At 74.4% G+C, this 17,885-nt stretch carries 18 protein-coding genes; 9 read left to right on the forward strand and 9 right to left on the reverse strand.

The window, feature by feature from the left end:
* Window positions 1-3 precede the first annotated feature (3 nt).
* Genes paaC through paaE form a run of 3 tightly spaced genes read left to right on the forward strand, consistent with a single transcriptional unit; the run spans window position 4 to window position 2,547 of the window.
* The gene (gene paaC / locus J4557_RS17175) at window positions 4-936 is read left to right on the forward strand and encodes a 1,2-phenylacetyl-CoA epoxidase subunit PaaC (protein ID WP_208267564.1); all 933 of its coding nucleotides are present in this window, start codon (window positions 4-6) and stop codon (window positions 934-936) included.
* Window positions 930-1,457 carry a 1,2-phenylacetyl-CoA epoxidase subunit PaaD gene (paaD, locus tag J4557_RS17180; protein ID WP_208267566.1) on the forward strand — a complete coding sequence of 176 codons (528 nt, stop codon included), beginning with the start codon at window positions 930-932 and terminating at the stop codon, window positions 1,455-1,457. Before paaC ends, paaD begins: the two co-directional genes overlap by 7 nt.
* Before the next feature lies 1 nt (window position 1,458).
* Window positions 1,459-2,547 (forward strand): 1,2-phenylacetyl-CoA epoxidase subunit PaaE, encoded by a 1,089-nt coding sequence (paaE, locus tag J4557_RS17185; protein WP_208267568.1) that lies wholly within the window; start codon window positions 1,459-1,461, stop codon window positions 2,545-2,547.
* A gap of 63 nt (window positions 2,548-2,610) precedes the next feature.
* On the opposite strand, the gene J4557_RS17190 is transcribed toward paaE, so the two are convergent.
* The 4 genes from J4557_RS17190 to J4557_RS17205 form a co-directional block, all read right to left on the reverse strand.
* Window positions 2,611-3,261, reverse strand: a complete 651-nt coding sequence (locus tag J4557_RS17190; RefSeq protein ID WP_307799904.1) for a TetR/AcrR family transcriptional regulator — start codon at window positions 3,259-3,261, stop codon at window positions 2,611-2,613.
* A 12-nt stretch (window positions 3,262-3,273) separates the two neighbouring features.
* Window positions 3,274-4,923 (reverse strand): MFS transporter, encoded by a 1,650-nt coding sequence (locus tag J4557_RS17195; RefSeq protein ID WP_208267569.1) that lies wholly within the window; start codon window positions 4,921-4,923, stop codon window positions 3,274-3,276.
* Between the two features lie 13 nt (window positions 4,924-4,936).
* Window positions 4,937-5,494 carry a TetR/AcrR family transcriptional regulator gene (locus J4557_RS17200; protein WP_208267571.1) on the reverse strand — a complete coding sequence of 186 codons (558 nt, stop codon included), beginning with the start codon at window positions 5,492-5,494 and terminating at the stop codon, window positions 4,937-4,939.
* 90 nt (window positions 5,495-5,584) lie between these two features.
* On the reverse strand, window positions 5,585-8,191 hold the full coding sequence (locus J4557_RS17205; protein WP_208267573.1) for a DUF4132 domain-containing protein: 2,607 nt from the start codon (window positions 8,189-8,191) through the stop codon (window positions 5,585-5,587).
* 84 nt (window positions 8,192-8,275) lie between these two features.
* Here J4557_RS17205 and J4557_RS17210 point away from each other — a divergent pair, with 84 nt between their 5' ends.
* From J4557_RS17210 to J4557_RS17225, 4 genes are all read left to right on the forward strand, one after another.
* The gene (locus tag J4557_RS17210) at window positions 8,276-9,007 is read left to right on the forward strand and encodes a YwaF family protein (RefSeq protein WP_208267575.1); all 732 of its coding nucleotides are present in this window, start codon (window positions 8,276-8,278) and stop codon (window positions 9,005-9,007) included.
* A 288-nt stretch (window positions 9,008-9,295) separates the two neighbouring features.
* On the forward strand, window positions 9,296-11,038 hold the full coding sequence (locus J4557_RS17215) for a sensor histidine kinase (protein ID WP_208267576.1): 1,743 nt from the start codon (window positions 9,296-9,298) through the stop codon (window positions 11,036-11,038).
* Window positions 11,039-11,078: 40 nt separating this feature from the next.
* Window positions 11,079-11,504 carry a roadblock/LC7 domain-containing protein gene (locus tag J4557_RS17220; protein WP_307799940.1) on the forward strand — a complete coding sequence of 142 codons (426 nt, stop codon included), beginning with the start codon at window positions 11,079-11,081 and terminating at the stop codon, window positions 11,502-11,504.
* Window positions 11,501-11,866, forward strand: a complete 366-nt coding sequence (locus tag J4557_RS17225; RefSeq protein WP_208267578.1) for a DUF742 domain-containing protein — start codon at window positions 11,501-11,503, stop codon at window positions 11,864-11,866. Before J4557_RS17220 ends, J4557_RS17225 begins: the two co-directional genes overlap by 4 nt.
* A gap of 135 nt (window positions 11,867-12,001) precedes the next feature.
* On the opposite strand, the gene J4557_RS17230 is transcribed toward J4557_RS17225, so the two are convergent.
* Both J4557_RS17230 and J4557_RS17235 read right to left on the reverse strand, forming a co-directional pair.
* The gene (locus tag J4557_RS17230; protein ID WP_208267579.1) at window positions 12,002-12,562 is read right to left on the reverse strand and encodes a dihydrofolate reductase family protein; all 561 of its coding nucleotides are present in this window, start codon (window positions 12,560-12,562) and stop codon (window positions 12,002-12,004) included.
* Between the two features lie 112 nt (window positions 12,563-12,674).
* Window positions 12,675-14,249, reverse strand: coding sequence for a phosphodiester glycosidase family protein (locus tag J4557_RS17235; protein ID WP_208267580.1), 1,575 nt, complete (start codon window positions 14,247-14,249; stop codon window positions 12,675-12,677).
* Window positions 14,250-14,439: 190 nt separating this feature from the next.
* On the opposite strand from J4557_RS17235, the gene J4557_RS17240 reads away from it, so the two are divergent.
* Window positions 14,440-14,649, forward strand: a complete 210-nt coding sequence (locus tag J4557_RS17240; protein WP_208267581.1) for a hypervirulence associated TUDOR domain-containing protein — start codon at window positions 14,440-14,442, stop codon at window positions 14,647-14,649.
* Window positions 14,650-14,735: 86 nt separating this feature from the next.
* Here J4557_RS17240 and J4557_RS17245 read toward each other — a convergent pair whose 3' ends face one another.
* The 3 genes from J4557_RS17245 to J4557_RS17255 form a co-directional block, all read right to left on the reverse strand.
* A complete protein-coding gene (locus J4557_RS17245; protein ID WP_208267583.1) occupies window positions 14,736-15,782 on the reverse strand; it encodes a tellurite resistance/C4-dicarboxylate transporter family protein in 1,047 nt (348 codons plus the stop codon).
* Between the two features lie 31 nt (window positions 15,783-15,813).
* Entirely contained in the window at window positions 15,814-16,095 is a 282-nt protein-coding gene (locus J4557_RS17250; protein ID WP_208267584.1) for a hypothetical protein, read from the reverse strand.
* Between the two features lie 137 nt (window positions 16,096-16,232).
* Window positions 16,233-16,601: an SH3 domain-containing protein gene (locus tag J4557_RS17255; protein ID WP_208267586.1), complete on the reverse strand. Its 369-nt coding sequence runs from the start codon at window positions 16,599-16,601 to the stop codon at window positions 16,233-16,235.
* A 368-nt stretch (window positions 16,602-16,969) separates the two neighbouring features.
* Between J4557_RS17255 and J4557_RS17260 the strand changes: the two genes are divergently transcribed.
* Window positions 16,970-17,863 (forward strand): SRPBCC family protein, encoded by an 894-nt coding sequence (locus J4557_RS17260; RefSeq protein ID WP_208267588.1) that lies wholly within the window; start codon window positions 16,970-16,972, stop codon window positions 17,861-17,863.
* Window positions 17,864-17,885: the final 22 nt, after the last annotated feature.

Consider the following 17,885-nt stretch of genomic DNA (forward strand, 5'->3'; position numbering starts at 1 on the left):
CCGATGAGCGACGACCTTCTGAACAGCGACCTCGGCGGCGTGTTCGACGGGCTGGCCGGCGGCGAGTCCTCGCAGTGGGCGTTCGGCACCGGCTTCGAGGACCCCCTCGCCGGCGTCGACACCACCGTGCCGGACGGCGCCGACCGCGCCGACCTCGCCGCGTACTGCCTGATGCTCGGCGACGACGCGCTGATCATGTCGCAGCGCCTGTCGGAGTGGTGCAGCCGCGCCCCCGACCTCGAAGAGGACATCGCGCTCGCGAACATGGCCCTCGACCTGCTCGGGCAGGCGCGGCTGCTGCTGTCGCGGGCGGCCGCCGCCGACCCCGCCGCCGTGCCCGCCCTCCCCGAGGGCTCGCCGGTGCCGGGCGAGGACGCGCTCGCCTTCTTCCGCGAGGCGGGGGAGTTCCGCAACGTCCGCCTCGCCGAGGTGCCCAACGGCGACTTCGCGCACGTGGTCGTGCGCCTGCTGCTGTTCTCGGTGGCGCGGCTCGCGCTGCTGGAACGGCTCCGGGCGAGCGCCGACCACGTGCTGGCGGCGGTGGCGGCCAAGGGCGCCAAGGAGGTCACCTACCACCGCGACTGGGCGGGCCGCTGGTTCCTCACGCTGGCGCGGGGCACCGAGGAGTCGCGCCGGAGGCTCGTCGCCGCGCTGGACGCGCTGTGGCCGCTCCAGCCGGAACTGGTCGCCGCGCACCCGATCGAGGCGTCCCTCGCCGAGGCCGGCGTGGGCGTCGATCCCACCGCCGTCCGCGACGAGGTCGACGCCGTCCTCGACCAGGTGCTGGCCGTCAGCGGCGTCGACCGGCCGGACCGCGCGCCCCTCGCCGGGGTCGGCGGGCGGACGGGCCGCGACGGCATGCACACCGAGGCGTTCGGCCGGCTGCTCGCCGAGATGCAGGTGGTCGCGCGCGCCCACCCGAGCGGGCGATGGTGAACGCCCGCACGACGGCCCGCGAGCGCGCCCTCGACGCGGCCGGGCGGGTGCGCGACCCGGAGATGCCGATGCTCACCCTCGCCGACCTCGGCGTGCTGCGCGGCGTCGACGTCGAGCGCGACGCCGACGGCGGGGAGGCCGTCGTCGCCTCGATCACGCCGACCTACACCGGCTGCCCGGCCCTCGCGACGATGCGCGACGACCTCGTCCACCGGCTGAACGGCGCGGGGTTCCCGCGCGTGCGGGTCCGGATCGTGCTGGACCCGCCGTGGTCGAGCGACTGGATCTCCGAGCGCGGGCGGGCCGCGCTGCGGGAGGCGGGCCTGTCGCCGCCGGGGCCGGTCCGGCGGCCGTCCGGGCCGCTCGGGCTCACGCTCGGGCCGACCCGCCGCGCCCCCGCCTGCCCGCGCTGCGGCTCGCCGTCCACCCGCCTGACCTCCGAGTTCGGCGCGACCGCGTGCAAGGCCCTGTACCGCTGCACCGACTGCCTCGAGCCGTTCGAGCACGTCAAGGAGATCTGACATGACCACCCTCGCGCCCGGGGCCGCGCCCGCCCGCAGGGCCGGCGCCTTCCACGCGCTGACCGTGGCGGCGGTCGACCGCCTCTGCGAGGACGCCGCCGCGATCACCTTCGCCGTCCCGGACGGCCTGCGCGACGCCTACGCGTTCCGGGCCGGCCAGTCCCTCACCCTGCGCCGCTTCGTCGACGGGCGGGAGGAGCGCCGCTCGTACTCGATCTGCGCGCCCGCCGGCGCCGCGCCGCGTATCGGCGTCCGCGAGATCCCGGGCGGGCTGTTCTCGTCCTGGCTCGTGAACGAGGTCGCGCCGGGCACGCGCATCGAGGTGCAGACCCCGAGCGGCTCCTGGCAGGCGGACCCGGCGGCGGGCGAGCGGCACCTGTGCATCGCCGCCGGCTCCGGCATCACCCCGATGCTGTCGGTCGCCTCGACGGTGCTCGCCCACCCCGGCGCGCAGGTGTCGCTGCTGTACGGCAACCGGACGAGCCGCACCGTGATGTTCACCGAGGAGCTCGGCGACCTGAAGAACCGGTACGGGCCGCGGTTCCAGCTGGTCCACGTGCTGTCCCGCGAGCCGCGCGACGCCGAACTGTTCTCCGGCCGCCTCGACGGCGACCGCCTCGCCCGGCTGCTCACCGGCCTGGTGCCCGCGGAGGTCTTCGACCACGTCTGGATCTGCGGGCCGCTCCAGATGGTCGAGGACGCGCGGAAGGTCCTCGCCGACCTCGCCGTCCCCGCGCCGGTGCACGTCGAGCTGTTCTATGTCGACGCCCCTCCGCCGCAGCCGAGGCGCGCCGACGACGCCCTGGCCGGTGCCACGACCGAGCTGACGGTCGTGCTCGACGGCCTGCGCACGACGTCGCGGGTGTCCCGCGAGACGACGATCCTGGAGGGCGCCCAGCGGACCCGGGGCGACCTGCCGTTCGCCTGCAAGGGCGGCGTCTGCGGGACGTGCCGTGCCCGCGTCCGCGAGGGGGAGGCCGACATGCGCCGCAACTACGCCCTCGAACCGTCCGAGGTCGACGCCGGGTTCGTTCTGACCTGCCAGTCGTTCCCGGCCGGCGACACCGTCACCGTCGACTACGACGCCTGACCGGAGCAGAAGGCGACGGCCAGGCCGTCCACTGCCGGGGGTGTCGGGGCGTCCTTCAGGGAGTCACCGATCTCTCCGGTCCGGTGGCGTCTCGTGGCGGGCGAGGCCGTCGAAGGCCAGGGCGGTGACGGCGTCGGCGACGGTCGCCGTGTCGTAGGCGCCGTCCGGCCGGTACCACTCGACCAGCGAGTTCACCATGCCGAACAGCAGCCGGCTCACCAGCGCCGGCGGCACGTCCCCGCGCAGCGCGCCCTCGGCGACGGCGTCCGCGACGAGCTCGGCGAGGCGGTCGTCCAGCCACCGGCGCCGCTCCAGCGCGGCCAGCTCCACCTCGCTGTTGCCCCTGACCCGCAGCAGGAGCGTGACGGACGGCCGGTGCGCGACGAGGACCTCGACGCTGCGCCGCACCACCGCGCGCAACCGGCCGTAGGCGGTCGTCCCCTCCCGCTCGCGGGACGCCTCCGTGACGGCGGCGGTGAGCTCGTCGAGGGCGTCGTCCAGCGCCAGGCCGAGCAGCTGCTCCTTGCCCGCGACGTGGTGGTAGATGGCGGGCTTGGTGAGGCCGAGCTCCCTCGCCAGGTCGCCCATGCTGGTGGCGTCGTAGCCCTTGCGGTTGAACAGCTCCACGGCGGCGCGCAGGATCGCCGCCTGGTCGTGGCCGGGACGGCCGCGCCGGCGGCGCGGAGAGGATGCTTCCGGACCGGTCGTCGCCACGACCGCAGCATCTCACGGACGGTCCGGACGGCCCGCCGCCGTGCCGCCGCGCATCACTGCGCGCGGTGATGCCCCGGACCGGTCGGCCGCCGAACCCGGGGGGTCCGATTCGACGAGCCGGGGCCCTCGGCCGGCGGTGGCGTCCGGACGCCGGGGCCTGAGGAGGATCCAGGCGGCGGCGGCCGTGGCCAGCAGGACGGCGGCGCCGACGCCGGCGGTGCAGCGCAGGCCCGCGGCGAAGGCGTCGCGGGCCGCCGCCATGAGCGCCCGGCCCTCGGGACCGCCGAGGGCGGCGGCGGCCCGGGCGGCGCCGCCGATCGAGTCGTGCGCCGCCGCGGCGGCGCCGGCGGGGACCCCGTCCGGGGTCGCGAAGCCGCGGTAGACGCCGGTGGTGATCGACCCGAGCAGCGCGATGCCGAGCGCGGCGCCGAGCTCGTAGGCCGTCTCGGAGACCGCGGACGCGGCCCCCGCCTGCTCCTTCGGCACCAGGGAGACGATCATGTCGGACGTCGTCGCGAAGGCGAACCCGGCACCGGCCCCGGCGAGCAGCAGCGCCGCGAACAGCAGCGCGTAGCCGGTGCCGGCGTGCAGGCCGGCGAGCAGCGCCAGGCCGAGGCCCATGGCCGCGAGCCCGCCGGCGACGACGGCGCGGACCGACGTCCGCCGCACGGCCGCCGCCGCGAGCAGCCCGGTGACGATGGAGCCGATGGTGGCGGGCAGCTCGGCCAGCCCCGCCTCGAGCGGCGAGCGGCCCTGGACGAGCTGGAAGAACTGCGAGAGGAAGAACACCAGCCCCGCGAGTCCGAGCACGGCGAGCAGGTCGGCGCCGACGGCCGTGCTGAAGCCGCGGTCGCGGAACAGCCGGACGTCGATCAGCGGCGAGGCCAGGGTCCGCTGCCGGCGGACGAACCAGGCGAGGGCGGTGACGCCCGCGACGGCGGCCGCGCCGGCCTGCGCGGACCAGCCGTGCGCCGCGGCCTCCTTGATCGCGTAGACCGTCCCGATCATGCCGACGAGGGACAGCGCGGCGCTCGGCAGGTCCCACGGCCCCGGCGACGGGTCCTTCGACTCCGGGAGCAGCCGGGCGCCCGCCACGACCAGCACCGCCATCACCGGCAGGTTGATCAGGAAGACCGAGCCCCACCAGAAGCGCTCCAGCAGCAGGCCGCCCACCAGGGGGCCGACGGCGGCGCCCGCCGAGACGCCGGAGGCCCAGATCCCGATGGCCATGGAACGTTCCCGCGCGTCGGTGAAGATGTTCCGGATCAGCGCCAGCGTCGACGGCATCAGGGTCGCGCCCGCCACGCCCATCAGGGCGCGGGCCGCGATGAGCAGCTCCGGGCCGGTGGCGTAGGCGTTGAGCACCGAGACGGCGCCGAACGCGGCGGCGCCCGCGAGCAGCAGCCGCTTGCGCCCGATGCGGTCGCCGAGGCCGCCCATCGAGACCAGCAGGCCGGCGATGACGAACGAGTAGACGTCGCCGATCCACAGCAGCTGGGCGCCGGACGGCCGGAGGTCCTCGCTGATGAACGGGGTGGCGAGCCCCAGCACGGTCGCGTCGACGGCGACCAGCAGCACGGCGAGGACGAGGACGCCGAGCGAGACCCAGCGGCCGGGGTCGCGGTCGTGCCGCACGGGCGCGTGCGGCGGCGCGGTGGTCATGGTCGCACCGTCCTCAGGGGTGCCCGGGGGTGCGGCGCTCGACGCCGCCCAGCAGCAGCCCGGTGATCATCGCCGTGTAGTCGCGGGGCGCGGTCCTGCCGGTCTGGATCGTCCAGGCGGCGGAGGCGATGAGCCCGTACAGGGCCTCGGTGAGCCAGGCGGGGGAGAGGTCGATGCGGAACTCGCCGGACTCCTGGCCGCGCCGGAACAGCGCGGCGACGCGCGCGTCGAGCCGTTCCCAGCCCGCGTTGACCCCCTCGCCCTCGAACAGCTGGTTCTCGGTCGCGAGGAAGGCGAGGAAGGCCGCGACCGGGCGGCTGGCCTCGACCAGCCGCACCAGCGCGTCGGTGGCGGTGCCCTCCTCGGGGCGGGCCTCGTCCATCACCGCCTCCAGGCGGCGCAGGCCCAGCTCCTCGAGCGCGCGGACGAGGCCGTCCCGCCCCGCGAAGTGGCGGTGCAGGGTGGCGCGGCTGATCCCGGCGGCCTGCGCGATCTCGTCCTGGGTGGCGGTCGCCTTGCGGGACAGCAGCTCCGCCGCGTCGGCGAGGATCCGCTCACGGTCGAAGGTCATGAGACGATGCTACCTCGAATGAGACATCATCGTCTCATATGAGTGGCTCGCGTCACTCCCGCCCGGGTTCCGGGCGGGGTGCGAGAGCGGTCAGGACGCGCTGCGGACGAGGTCGTGGACGGCCTCGCTCATCGTCACCGGATCGACGTCGCCGAGCGGCACGGGGTCCTGCGGCGCGCGGGCCGGGGCCGGGCCCGCCCACAGGCAGGTGATCTCCTGGTCATCGCCCTCGCCGTACATGTAGTGGCCGAGGCCGGGGCTCAGGCTCGCCACGACGTACAGGCCCGCCGGGTCGCGCCGGGCGAGCCACCCGCCGGCGAAGGCGCCCTCGGCGTCCACGGACTCCCAGCGCCCCTGCGAATGTCCCTTCGCCTTCCCGTACGGCAGGACGAGACCCTCGACACGGGCGAGCCTGCGCGCGCTCCGCTCCTCGTCCGTCAGCCGGTAGACGGGCCGTCCGAGCTGCTCGAACGGCTGCAGGATCTCGTAGTCGGCGAACAGCTCCGCCCAGGCGCCGAGGTCGTCGCCCAGCAGCAGTGGATGGGCGATGCTGATCCGGGCGTCCGGCGCCGGTGCGAAGGCGTCGTCGTCGATGTCGGCGTAGGTGCGGTCCTCGGCGACGCGGAACGCGGTGCCGTCATCGGTGATCCACACCAGCCGGCGGACGATGTGCCCCAGCAGCGGGTGCTCGACGAACAGGCGGCGGAAGTCGTCCGGCGTCCGGCTCCGCCGGGCGATCATGGCCTTCTCCAGGCGCTTGATCTCCCGGTCGGCGATCGTCCGCAGGTCCTTGCGCAGGCCGGTGAACAGCGCGTGCGCGGCCGGGGCGAGCGCCGGATCGTCCTTCGGGCCGGGCTTGGGCGCGCTCTTGCGGACCTTCCCGTTCGCCTCCACGACCAGCGGGACGAGCTGCTGGTCGAAGGTCACCGTGAACCGGCGCGGGCCGTAGTCCAGGACGAGCGTGCCCTTCTCGTCCAGGCCGAAGTCGGGGACGGCGCGGTCGGCGAGGTCGTCCGGCGTGATGCCGCGCGCGGCGGCGATCTCGTCGATCTTCTGCGCCGCCTTCGCCTTGAACCCCTTGTACTTGCCCTGGCGGCTCAGCTCGAACAGGTGGGCGAGGGCGACGTCGGAGCCGATCCCGGCCAGCACGTCCAGCGCCGCGACGGCCCGGGCGGACGCGCCCTCGCCCGGCCACTGCTTGATCAGCGGAGCGAGCCGCCGCACCGTCGTGTCGTCCCCGATCAGGCCGAGCTGGGCGAGCGCCCAGTTGTGCCTGGTCGGCGCGCCGAGCGCGTACCAGCGCTGGAACACCGCCCAGGAGAACTCGGCCAGCGAATGCCGGTCGCAGAAGTCCCGGACGTCCGCGGCCTCGGGCGCCTTCTTGGCGAGCAGCCCCAGCAGGCGCTTCGTCGCGTCGGCGGGAAGCGCCCGGTCCCGGTCGCGGGTGAGGATCTGCGGGAGCGAGGCCGGGTCGGCCCAGTCCGCCTTCGTGCCGCGGGCGGGCCTGCCGGTCAGCACGGCGGGCAGGTCGTCGCAGTCGGGGACGATCGGGCGCGGCAGCAGGTCCTCGGCGGCCCCCTGCGGCAGCGCGTTCGCCAGGTCGGGCCGCGCGGACAGGAGGCCCCGCACCAGCCCGGCCGCCTGCAGGCCCCGGACCGACCGCTCGTGGACGAACGGCGCCAGCGCCCGGACCGCCTCCACCGGATACCGTCCGGCCGCCTCTTCGAGCGCGGCCGGCACGCCTTTGATCCCCATATGGCCGAGCAGGACCCGGAAGAGCCTCTCGTCCGCGATCGCCAGCAGCGCCTTCAGCACGAGCGGACGCGCCTCGTCGATGCCGCGGTAGTCGTAGGCGAGGGCACGTTCGAGCAGCGGGAAGGCGTCCGCGCCCAGCCCGTCGAGCAGCGTCGCGAGCACGCCCGGCGACACCGGCGTCCAGCCGATCCGGCCGACGTGGCCGGGGGTGGACAGCGAGCACAGCAGGTGATCGTGCCCGAGGACCGCCTGGGACCGGTCGCCGAGGGCCTCGTCCGCCCAGGCCGGCTCGGTCGGGGCCAGGTAGGAGGCCGTGCGGCGCCTCGACGGGTCGCCGCGGTGCGCCGCCAGGCGTGCGACGGCGTCGCGGTACTCGTCCTCGGGGGCCGCGGCCAGCAGCGCGCGGAGCCGCTTCACCACGGCGTTCTCGGCGATCCACCGGTGGTCGTGGGGGTGGTCCCGGGACGTCATGCGCCGGAGCTCGCCGCGCCATCCCTTCGGAGGAGTGGTGTAGCTGTGCATGACGACGCGGATGACGCCGTCGGGGCCCGGCCTCGCCGGCTTCGGTAGCGGGCCGAGCGCGACGGAGGACGCCTCGGTGAGCGCGCAGGCCGCGAACGCCGGGCCATGGTCCAGGACCCAGGCGTCCACGAAGGCGGCGCCGTCGACGCCGTCGAGGTGCTTCACCGCGACGGCGGCGAGGACCGCCGCGCCCGCCGGGTCGGCCACGCCGTCCAGCCAGGCCCGCACGGCCTCCCGGAGGGCGGGGTCGGTGCGCTCGTGCGCCGCCATCTCCTCGGCGATCGGGCGCGCCGCGCGGTCCCATCCGCGCGCCCGCCGTGCGGCCTTCTCGTCCAGGACGACCGTCGGCCCGGCGACGCCGCCGTGCCGGGGATGGAGGTGCTCGCGCCACTCGACCGGAATGTCCACCGTCTCGATCATGGCCCCGGAACCTAACGGCCCCTGCCGACACTCTCGCCGAGGCGGCTCGGCCGCCGGCGGCGTTCCAGCGGCTAGCATCGCCGAATGCCGCTGATCGCAGCCGGTCGCTTCGTCGCGTACGGGCCGTCCCACTGGGCGGTGCTCGGGGTGTTCGCGATCGGCTGCGCCGTGCTCGTGGTGCTCGGCCGCGGGCAGCGGGAGCCGGGCACGGGTCCCAGTGAGCAGGCGAAGGGCTTCGGCCGGGCGTACGCGCTGGCGATCCTGTTCGTGATGGCCGGCACGCAGGTGCACACCCTGCTGCCCCAGGAGTGGCGGATCGGCGGGTCGCTGCCTCTGCAACTGTGCGACGTGGCCTGGCTGACCGCGGCCGGCGCGCTGTGGACGCTCGGCCGCCGCTGGTACGCGCTGACCTACTACTGGGGGCTCACCCTGTCGGTGCAGGGCCTGCTCACGCCGGCGCTCAACGGCGGTGACTACCCCGACATCGACTTCCTGGCGTTCTGGGGCATGCACCTGATGATCGTGTGGGCGGCGGTGTACCTGACCTGGGGGCTGGGGATGCGGCCGGACTGGCGCTCCTACCGGTTCGCGGTCGCGGTCACCGTGGTGTGGGCCGCCGGCGCGTTCGTCTTCAACGAGATCGCCGGGACGAACTACGGGTACCTCAACGACAAGCCCACCACCGGCTCGGCGCTGGACCTGCTCGGTCCCTGGCCCTGGTACGTGCTGGCCGAGGTCGTGATCCTCCTGGCCGGCTGGGCGGCGATCACCTGGCCCTGGACGCGCGTGCGCCGGGAGCCGCCGACCGCCCGCTGAGAACGCCGTCCCGCCACCCGTGATTGGACCATTCCACTGCTGGTCCGTTCCATGCCGTTCAGATTGTTATATGCGCTGAGATGTTGTTTTGTAGGGCGACAATCCACGGTCCCGGAGTGAGTGGGACATTGCGGACCAATTACAGCAAATCGAGCCTGGATCCCTGCAATCTCGGCATTCCGCGCGTCCTCTGAGAGGCGTTGTGTCAGCCTGGACACGGCTGTGGGCCCACGAGTCCGTATCGATCAGTTCACTGATCTTCGAATGTCCGACGTACCGAGGACGCCGATGCCTGACTTCTTCGAACCCGCCGCCGGGGCCGATCGCCGGGACGTCCAGCGCTGCGACAGGACCCCGACTCATGGCAGGCACCGCCAGACCGGCATGCACGTCGTCCATCTGGCCATCTCCGTGCTTCCCGCGGCCGCCGTCGGGCTCCTCGGGACCGTCGCCGTGGCCGCGCTGTACGACGGCGGCGCGCTGCCGCGGTCGACGCGCACCGTCCTGGCCGTCGCCGCGCTCGGGACCGTGACCGCCCTGCTCGCCGCCGCGTGGGCGGCGGGCGCGGCCACCCGGCGGGTGGAACGGCACCGGGTCCAGGGCGCCGGCCGCGACCTGGACGCCGTGCGCCGCCGGCTGGGCGAGCTCGCCGTCCTGGCCGTCCGCGGCCGGCGCGAGCTGCGGGAGATGGCCGACCGGCTGGGCGCGGGCGAACCGGTCGGCCGCTGGAACGAGGACCCGCCGCCCGCCGACCCGGCCGACCCCGCCGCGCAGCTCGCCTGCGAGCTGCGCCGGGCGCAGGGCGAGGCGTGGAACGCGGTGCTCGACGCCGCGAGCCGCAGGGCGGCGAGGGGCGACCGGCGCGTCGACGTGTTCGTGAGCCTCGCCCGCCGGATGCAGTCGCTGTCGCACCGCGCCATCCAGGGCCTCGACGGGCTGGAGAACCAGGTCGAGGACCCCGACCTGCTCAAGGGGCTGTTCAAGGTCGACCACCTCGCCACCCGCACCCGCCGCCAGGCCGAGAGCCTCGCGGTGATCGGCGGGGCCGCGTCCCGCCGCCAGTGGACCCGGCCGGTGACCGTGTACGAGATGCTCCGCTCGGCCATCGCCGAGGTGGAGCACTACAAGCGGGTCAAGGTGGTGCCGCCCGTCGAGGGCAGTGTGCACGGCGGCGCGGTCGCCGACATCGTCCACCTGCTCGCCGAGCTCATCGAGAACGCCACGAAGTACTCGCCGCCGCACACCCAGGTGCTGGTCCGCGTCGAGGGCGTCGCCGCCGGCCTCGCCGTCGAGGTCGAGGACCGCGGCCTCGGCATCCCCGGCGAGGACCGGCGGCGGCTGAACGACCTGCTCGCCGACCAGGAGCGGGGCCACACCGAGGAGCTGCTGGGCGAGGGGCGCATCGGGCTGCACGTCGTCTCCGCGCTGGCGCGCCGGCACAAGGTCCGCGTCCAGCTCCAGACCAACGTCTACGGCGGGACGCAGGCCGTGGTCGTGGTCCCGACGGAGCTGACGGGCGGGCCGGAGGAGGCCGAGGCCCCGGCGCGGGCCGGGCACGCCGCTCCCGTGCCGGCCCCGGACGGGCCTCCGCCCGGCCCGCGGCACGCCGCACCCCCGCGGACGGACCCCGCGCCCGGGGGCCCCGCCCACGACGACGCCGCGCCCGGCGGCCCCGCACACCATGACCCCGCCGCGCACGACGGCCAGGGCGTCCCGGTGTTCGCGCAAGGTGCCTCCGTGCCCGCAGCCCCCCACCGGCCCGCGGCGCCCACATGGGACACCGGCCCGCAGCCGCCGGTGGCGGGCCCGGCCGCCGGGCCCGCCGTCCCCCCGCCGGACGGCGAGCGGCCGGAACTGCCGCGCCGCCAGGCGCAGAGGCATCTGTCGCCCGAACTGGCGACCGTCCCCGTCCATCGGGAGCCAGACCATGAGGCCGAGCACAATCCGGGATTGATGGCGGCATTCCAGAAGGGCATGCGCAGCGCGCTGGACAATGACGCCGCCGCGGACGGGCCGGACACCGGGAAATGACGGGCCACCAGGAAATGACGAGGAGGTCCCCTTGAATACCGTGTCCTCGAACGAGCCGCAGGATCTCGCCTGGCTGTTGCAGGGGCTGGGCGACGAGGTCCCGGCCATCCGCGGCAGCGTGCTGCTGTCCGCCGACGGCATGCTGAAAGCGGCCCACGGATTCGACCGCACCAGCGCGGAGCAGATGGCGGCGCTCGCCTCCAGCCTGTTCTCCATCACGCGGAGCGCCGGCACCAGGTTCGACGGGAGCAACGAGGTCCGGCAGGTCATCGCCGAACTCCGGTCGAGCCAGCTGTTCCTCTCCTGGGCCGGCTTCAACTCCGTCCTCGCGGTGATGGCGAGCGCGGACGCCGACCCGTCCGTGGTCGGCTTCGAGATGGCCCGGCTGATCCGCGCGGTGCGGCCCTTCCTGGACACCGCGGCGCGTCCGGCGGCCGCGGCGGACGAGCGAGCCTCCTCGCCATGACGGCCGGCGGCGAGGAGATCTGGGTCGACGCCGCCGCCGGGCCGCTCGTGCGCCTGTACACGGTGACCGGCGGCCGCACCCGCCCGGCCGTCCGGCTCGACCTGCTGTCGCTGGTGGTGGCGACCGGCCGGCGCCCCCCGGAGCCGGCCCCGGAGCACGCCGAGGCGCTCGCCTGCTGCCGCGCCCCGACATCGGTCGCCGAGGTCGCGGCGCGCCTGCGGCTCCCCGTGACCATCACCAAGGTCCTCCTCTCCGACCTGCTGGAATGCCGGGCGATGACCACGCGGGCGCGGCGCACCGCGGCCGACCCCACCGACCGGGCCCTCCTGGAGCAACTGCTCGATGGCCTTCAACGAGCCTGACGCGTCCCGTCGCCGTGCGGCGCAAGGCGCGGGCCGCGGACCTGATGCAGGTGATCCGACGGCGCGTGGAACGGCCCGCCTGACCCCGGGCGCTGATGCCGAACGCCGTTTCACGTGGTGGCCGCTAGGGCGCCGTCACCGCTCCGGCCCCCTCCCGTAGCGCGAGAGGACGGCGGCGCCGATCCGCTCGGCCGACAGGCATTCCAGGTGCACGGGCGGCCCGCCGGCCGGGAACAGGCGCTCGCCGGTGCCGAGGACGGTCGGGAAGGTCAGCAGCCGGTACTCGTCGACCAGGTCCTCGGCCATCAGCGCGCGCACGACGCTCAGGCTGCCGGTGACGACCACGTCGCGGCGCTCGCCGCGGACGGCCTCGGCGAGGCCGCCCTGGAGGATCCGCGAGTTCTCCCACGCGGAGGCGTCGGCGAGCGTGCGGGAGGCCACCAGCTTCGGGACCGCGTTCATCCGCGCGGCGAACGGGTCGTCGCGGCCCGGCCACAGCCGCGAGAACAGCTCCCAGGTCCGTCGCCCCAGGAGCATGACCCCGTCGTCGAGGACGGAGCCGAGCCGGAACTTGTCCCCGGCGACCGCCTCGCGGCCGTGCCGGAACGCCCAGCCGCCGTCCGGCGTGCCGCCGGAACCGTCCGGGTCGGACACGATGCCGTCGAGGGTGACGAACTCGATGACGATGACGCTCACGATGGTGTTCCTCTCGGTCGGTGCTCGCCGGTATCTACCGGCGGCACCGGCCGGAGTCATCGCTCGCGCCCCGGATCGCCGCGCGCTCGGCGATCCGGGGCGCGAGCGGCGGTCAGCCGCGGCCGGGGAGGAGCAGGATCCCGTCGCCGACGCTGCGCTCGCCCGCGGCGTCGGACGGGCGGTTGACGAGGGCCCCGCCCGCCGTGGCCATGGTCGTGGAGCCGCCGCCGTCGACGTTCATGGCCTGTACCGCGCCGAGCGACCGCATGACCTTCGCGGCCTCCTCGACGGACAGGCCCTCGCTGTAGCCGGGCGCGCGGCCGTCCGCCGCGACCATGATCAGCCGCCCGTTCCGGTCCACCCCGACCATCGTGCGCGGGTTACGGCGCAGCACCCAGTTGTAGTAGAACGACTGGTCGTCGCCGGTGTGGACGAGCCCGTCGGCGTAGGCGTCGACCCAGACCCGGCCGTCCCGCACGAGCTGCGGGCCGGCCCCGAGGATCGAGGTCCGGGAGTCGAGGCGGACGGGGCGGCCGTGGTCGAGCACCCGCTCCGAGATCGCGAGCCGCGTGCCGGGCCGGGCGTGGGCGCGCAGCCAGTCCGCGGCCGTCCCGATCGCCTGGACGGTGCGGCCGCCCGCCGGGATCGCGGTGCCCCGCGACTCGCGGAACTCCGTCACGCGGCCGGACGCGTCGAGGACGGCCTCCGCGCCGGTCCCGGCCGGGCTCGACGCCCCGTACACCGGAGTGAAGGCCACCAGCTCGTCGGGGTCGGTGCAGGTCACGTCGTGCTGCGGGCGCTCGGTCGGCTGGTCGCCGCCGACGCCGCCGCAGTTGTCCACGAGTCCCGGCAGCCGGTCGACGCCGTCGAGCTCGCGGGTCGCGCGGTCCTGGGCGCGGACGCGCAGGTCGGTGCCGAGCTGCGCGATCCGCACGCCGCGCCCGCTCTGCGGCAGGATCAGCGCGGTGCGGCCGTTGTTCGCCTCGCTGGTCGGCTCGCCGTTCAGCACGTGCAGCCCGGCCGAGCCGCCCTTGCCGGCGGACGTGAAGTAGGTGCCGTTGACGCCGGCGACGGCGCCGCTCGCGCGCACCAGGTCCGACACCTTGTCCGTGGCGGTGAGCGTGCCGCCGACGGAGGAGACCACGCGGCCCGCGAACCGGCGGGGATCGACGGTGATCACGTGCAGGCGCCACGGGCCGGTCGCGGCCGTCCCGTCCTCGGCCGTGTAGGACGTGCCGGCCGAGAACCCGGCGGCGGTGAGGGCCGGGAGGTCCTTCTTCGCGTCGGCCTCCGTCGCGTACCGGCCGACCCGGACGACGTAGCCGACGCGTCCGGCGGGCACGTCGGCGAAGCGCGGGCCGTCCACGGCCTCGACCCGCGGGTGCAGCCCGGCCGCCTCCAGGCGGCGCGCGGCGTCCTCGGCGGTCGCCTTGGGCGCGATCACGGCGGACGCGTTGCCCGGCACGGACAGGCGGACGTGCAGCGTCCAGGCGTCGGCGGCCGAGCTCTCGCCGCGGACGATCGAGGTGAGCGCGACCCCCGGCGCGAGCTGCTCCGTCTCGCGCTGCTCGTGCAGGCCGGAGGGACCGAGGGGGAGGGAGGGCGTGTGCGCGGAGGCCGTGGCCGGGGCGGCGAGCGCGGCCATCGCGGCGGCGGACAGCGCCGCGGCGAGAAGGGGACGTCTCATGCGGTCATGATCGTCGCGGCCGGTGACGCGCGAGTGGCCGCCAGATGATCGTTTCCGCGGCGCGAGCCGTCGTCGGCGCGGATCCGCCCCGGGCGGCGCGCCGGTGGGACCGGGCGTGAGGGCCGCTGGTCCGCGGGTATCCACCACCGGTCAGGCGGCAGGCGCGGTACGAGGCGAAGGGGGCAGGGGAATGGCCGAGCAGTTCTCCGTCGGGGACCACGTCAGATGGAACTCCGAGGCCGGGTACGTCGAGGGCGTCATCGTCGGGAAGCACACCGAGGACGTGGAGTACAAGGGGCATGTGCGCCGGTGCAGCCCGGACGATCCCCAGTACGAGATCAAGAGCGACAAGACCGGCCACATCGCCATGCACAAGGGCGCCGCGCTGACGAAACCGTAAGGTCCCGCGATTGCCCGGGTACGGCCGTGCCCGGCGTCAGGGCGCCGGCGAGCGGCGTCCGCGGGACGATGCCGCTACGGGTCTTGTCACCGTCCGCCCACCTCCGGTGCCGCCGCGGGAGGGCGGAGCAGCGCCGCGCCCATCGCGACGGCCACCGACAGCCAGGCGGCGAACCCGGCCCACACCTCGACCCGCGCTATGTCGACCATGAACCCCAGGCCGCGCGCCCGGCCGTAGGCCGCGGTCGCCGCCGCGTACATGCCGAGCGGGAACACCATGCTCCACAGCGTGGGCTCGTAGCTCACCGGGGCGCCGCGCACCAGGTGCCGCCACACCGCGAAGAACAGCAGCAGGGGGATCCACCAGGTGCCGAACGCCCAGAGCAGGAACGCGAGCCCGGACACCACCTGGCCGGTCGAGCCCAGGATCGCCAGGTTCCCGGGAAGCGCCAGGATCTTGGCCGCGGCGAGGACGGTGATGGCGGTCGCTCCCATGTAGACCCAGTAGGTCGGGCTCAACGCGTGCGGCGTGACCGGCTCGTCCAGCAGGCGGGCGGTGACCAGGCTTGCCAGCATCAGGTACAGGACGACCCCGATGCCCCAGAACGCCACCGCCAGCGGTGCGAGGGCATTCGCCCACCCGTGCTTCGAGGCGGCCACCGTGGCCGCCGAGACGGCGAGCGACTGGGTCCCCACCACCCACATGAACCAGCTCCCGTTGATCCTGGGCAGGACGGGATCCTCCCGGTGGCCCACGATCAGCGCGCCGGGGATGCCGTAGGTGAGCACCAGCCAGATCGGGACGCTCACCAGCGCCAGCACGGTGCTCGTCAGGACGTGGTGGTCGAGCGCCAGCCGGGTCCCCACCACGTTGGGAGCGGCCACCAGCGAGAAGTACCCGAAGCCCTTGCCCGGGTCCCGGGCGTCGGCGAGCAGGCGCCGCGGGTAGGCGACCGCCCGCCAGACGTACGCCGCCGCCAGCACGACCAGCGCGACCACCGCCACGGCGAGCAGCGCGTCGGACAGCGCGTCCCAGCCGAACGCCTCCAGCCCCGTCGAGACGATCCCGGTCGCCATCACCAGCGCGGCGTAGCCCGGGTGGAGGTCGGCGACCTGGCGGCGAACGCGGTTCATCCCGGGCGTCCCACCGGTGCCGGTCCGCCCATCAGGTCTCGAACCGGACGCAGGTGCCGTACGCGATGTACTGGGTCTCGGTGTGGATGCGCATGACGTCGGTCGTGGTGAAGTCGGTGCGGCCCACCACGTTCGGGACGGCGAGAAGGCACACCCCCAGGACCGCGTCGGGCCGCAGGTCGGCGCTCGCGCGTTCGAGGTTGGTGAAGGCGGACTCGGGGCTCGACGCCGGCTGGCCGGCCCTGACCCCCAGCGTGGTGACGCCTTCCTGGTCGTCCGGGACGCGGTCCGTCGTGTACATCGGTGTGCTCACCGGTGATTGATGCCCACGCCGCGCCGAAGCCCCTTCAGGGGCCATTCATGGCTCGGGAAACTTCGCATGCCGTCCGCCCTGTGCGGCGCCGCGTGCGGTGGGCCGGGCTGCCGGCCCACCGCACGCGGCGGAGGGGCCTAGCAGTGGTGCACCCGGCCCTTGATGATCCTGATGTAGCGCCCGGCGACCCACTCCGGGGTGCTGATGCCGAGCCGGTACCAGGTGCGGTCGCCCCTCACGGACTGGCCGCGCGCCCAGCACTTGATGTCGACGATCTGCCCCGGGCGCAGCGAGCCCAGGCGCTCGGAACGGGTGGTCGGCCTGCTCCGGATGGCGAGCCTGTGGTGGGACGTCACCCGGCCCTTCGGGTAGGCGCTGGCGGTCGTCGCCGTGACCGAGACCCGGTCGGGGCCCGTCCGGCCCGCGTCCGCCAGCGCGGCCGGCACGGTCGCGACGCCGGTGCCCATGACGCCCGCCATGACGGCTATTGCCGTTTTGTAGTGCATGTTCAAGGAGGTTCTCCTACGCGACTCTGATCGCCGCCGCGACCGCAGGGCCGGCCGCGGGCTCGCGACGATTTTCACCTCCCGCTTTTTAACCGTTTCAATCCGCGCCGACACGCCGCAGGACGGCCCGCTGCGGCGAACGGACGACTTCGCGCGCCGAACGGCCGGGCGAGGCCGGTCCGGTCGCGCGTAGATCGTTGTTTCCGCAGGTCGGAGCATATCTGGACGTTGTTTCGCGTCCTACGGGCTATGTTCGCTAAAAGGGGCAGAGGCGACGTGGCGAACATAGCCGTGCGCACCCCCTTGCAGCCGGTTAAATCCGGCATCTGACAATGACCGGCGTCACGACGAGAACTGGAGTGGTGACGATGGCTCGAAGCAAGTCTTCCGACACTGGCACCACCGACAAGCGCGAGTCCGGCAACGGCGCGACGGACGGGCTTCCCGTCGACAAGCTCAAGGAGGCCGGGCAGGAGTTGCTCCAGGCGCTGATGGTGAAGGCGCTCAAGAGCGCGACCGGTCCGGTGAAGGACATGGCCGAGCGGCTCGCGGACTCCGGCGGGGGCGGTGCCAAAGCGAAGATGGCGGCCAGCGGCGTCGAGAGCCTGCAGGAAGGGAAGTCCCCGCTCAAGGCCGGGCTCAAGGCGGGCATGACCGGCGCCAAGGAGACGGCCAAGAACGTCGTCGGAGGCGGAGGCGGCGGCGGCAAGGGCGGCGGCGAGGACGAGGCCAAGGTCATCAACATCGTCGAGAAGTTCGACGTGGGGCTGCCGCGGCGGGTCGCCTACGACCAGTGGACGCAGTTCGCCGAGTTCCCCAGCATGACCAGCAAGGTCGAGAAGGTCGAGCAGGAGTCCGACGAGAAGCTCAACTGGCGCGCCAAGATCTTCCTGTCCCATCGCGACTGGGAGTCCACGATCGTCGAGCAGGTGCCCGACGAGCGGATCCTCTGGAAGTCGGAGGGGCCGAAGGGCTACGTCGACGGCGCGGTCACCTTCCACGAGCTGTCGCCCGACCTGACCCGCATCCTGCTGGTCGCCGAGTACCACCCCGACGGCTTCCTGGAGAAGACCGCGAACCTGTGGCGCGCCCAGGGCCGCCGGCTCCGCCTGGACTTCAAGCACATCGAGCGCCACATGATGACGCGGACGATGCTCCAGCGGGACGACATCGAGGGCTGGCGGGGCGAGATCCGCGACGGCGAGGTCGTCAAGACGCACGAGGAAGCGCTGAAGGAAGAGAAGCAGGCGGACGAGGACTGACCGCCCAGTTCCCGATCCCCGG

Source organism: Actinomadura nitritigenes (genome assembly GCF_017573545.1).
Taxonomy (GTDB): domain Bacteria; phylum Actinomycetota; class Actinomycetes; order Streptosporangiales; family Streptosporangiaceae; genus Spirillospora; species Spirillospora nitritigenes.

What these genes read in the sequence shown, in the direction of transcription:
- paaC (WP_208267564.1), top strand. Translation starts at nt 4, where the DNA reads ATGAGCGACGACCTTCTGAACAGCGACCTCGGCGGCGTGTTCGACGGG.
- paaD (WP_208267566.1), top strand. Translation starts at nt 930, where the DNA reads ATGGTGAACGCCCGCACGACGGCCCGCGAGCGCGCCCTCGACGCGGCC.
- paaE (WP_208267568.1), top strand. Translation starts at nt 1,459, where the DNA reads ATGACCACCCTCGCGCCCGGGGCCGCGCCCGCCCGCAGGGCCGGCGCC.
- J4557_RS17195 (WP_208267569.1), bottom strand. Translation starts at nt 4,923, where the DNA reads ATGACCACCGCGCCGCCGCACGCGCCCGTGCGGCACGACCGCGACCCC.
- J4557_RS17200 (WP_208267571.1), bottom strand. Translation starts at nt 5,494, where the DNA reads ATGACCTTCGACCGTGAGCGGATCCTCGCCGACGCGGCGGAGCTGCTG.
- J4557_RS17205 (WP_208267573.1), bottom strand. Translation starts at nt 8,191, where the DNA reads ATGATCGAGACGGTGGACATTCCGGTCGAGTGGCGCGAGCACCTCCAT.
- J4557_RS17210 (WP_208267575.1), top strand. Translation starts at nt 8,276, where the DNA reads ATGCCGCTGATCGCAGCCGGTCGCTTCGTCGCGTACGGGCCGTCCCAC.
- J4557_RS17215 (WP_208267576.1), top strand. Translation starts at nt 9,296, where the DNA reads ATGCCTGACTTCTTCGAACCCGCCGCCGGGGCCGATCGCCGGGACGTC.
- J4557_RS17225 (WP_208267578.1), top strand. Translation starts at nt 11,501, where the DNA reads ATGACGGCCGGCGGCGAGGAGATCTGGGTCGACGCCGCCGCCGGGCCG.
- J4557_RS17235 (WP_208267580.1), bottom strand. Translation starts at nt 14,249, where the DNA reads ATGAGACGTCCCCTTCTCGCCGCGGCGCTGTCCGCCGCCGCGATGGCC.
- J4557_RS17240 (WP_208267581.1), top strand. Translation starts at nt 14,440, where the DNA reads ATGGCCGAGCAGTTCTCCGTCGGGGACCACGTCAGATGGAACTCCGAG.
- J4557_RS17245 (WP_208267583.1), bottom strand. Translation starts at nt 15,782, where the DNA reads ATGAACCGCGTTCGCCGCCAGGTCGCCGACCTCCACCCGGGCTACGCC.
- J4557_RS17255 (WP_208267586.1), bottom strand. Translation starts at nt 16,601, where the DNA reads ATGCACTACAAAACGGCAATAGCCGTCATGGCGGGCGTCATGGGCACC.
- J4557_RS17260 (WP_208267588.1), top strand. Translation starts at nt 16,970, where the DNA reads ATGGCTCGAAGCAAGTCTTCCGACACTGGCACCACCGACAAGCGCGAG.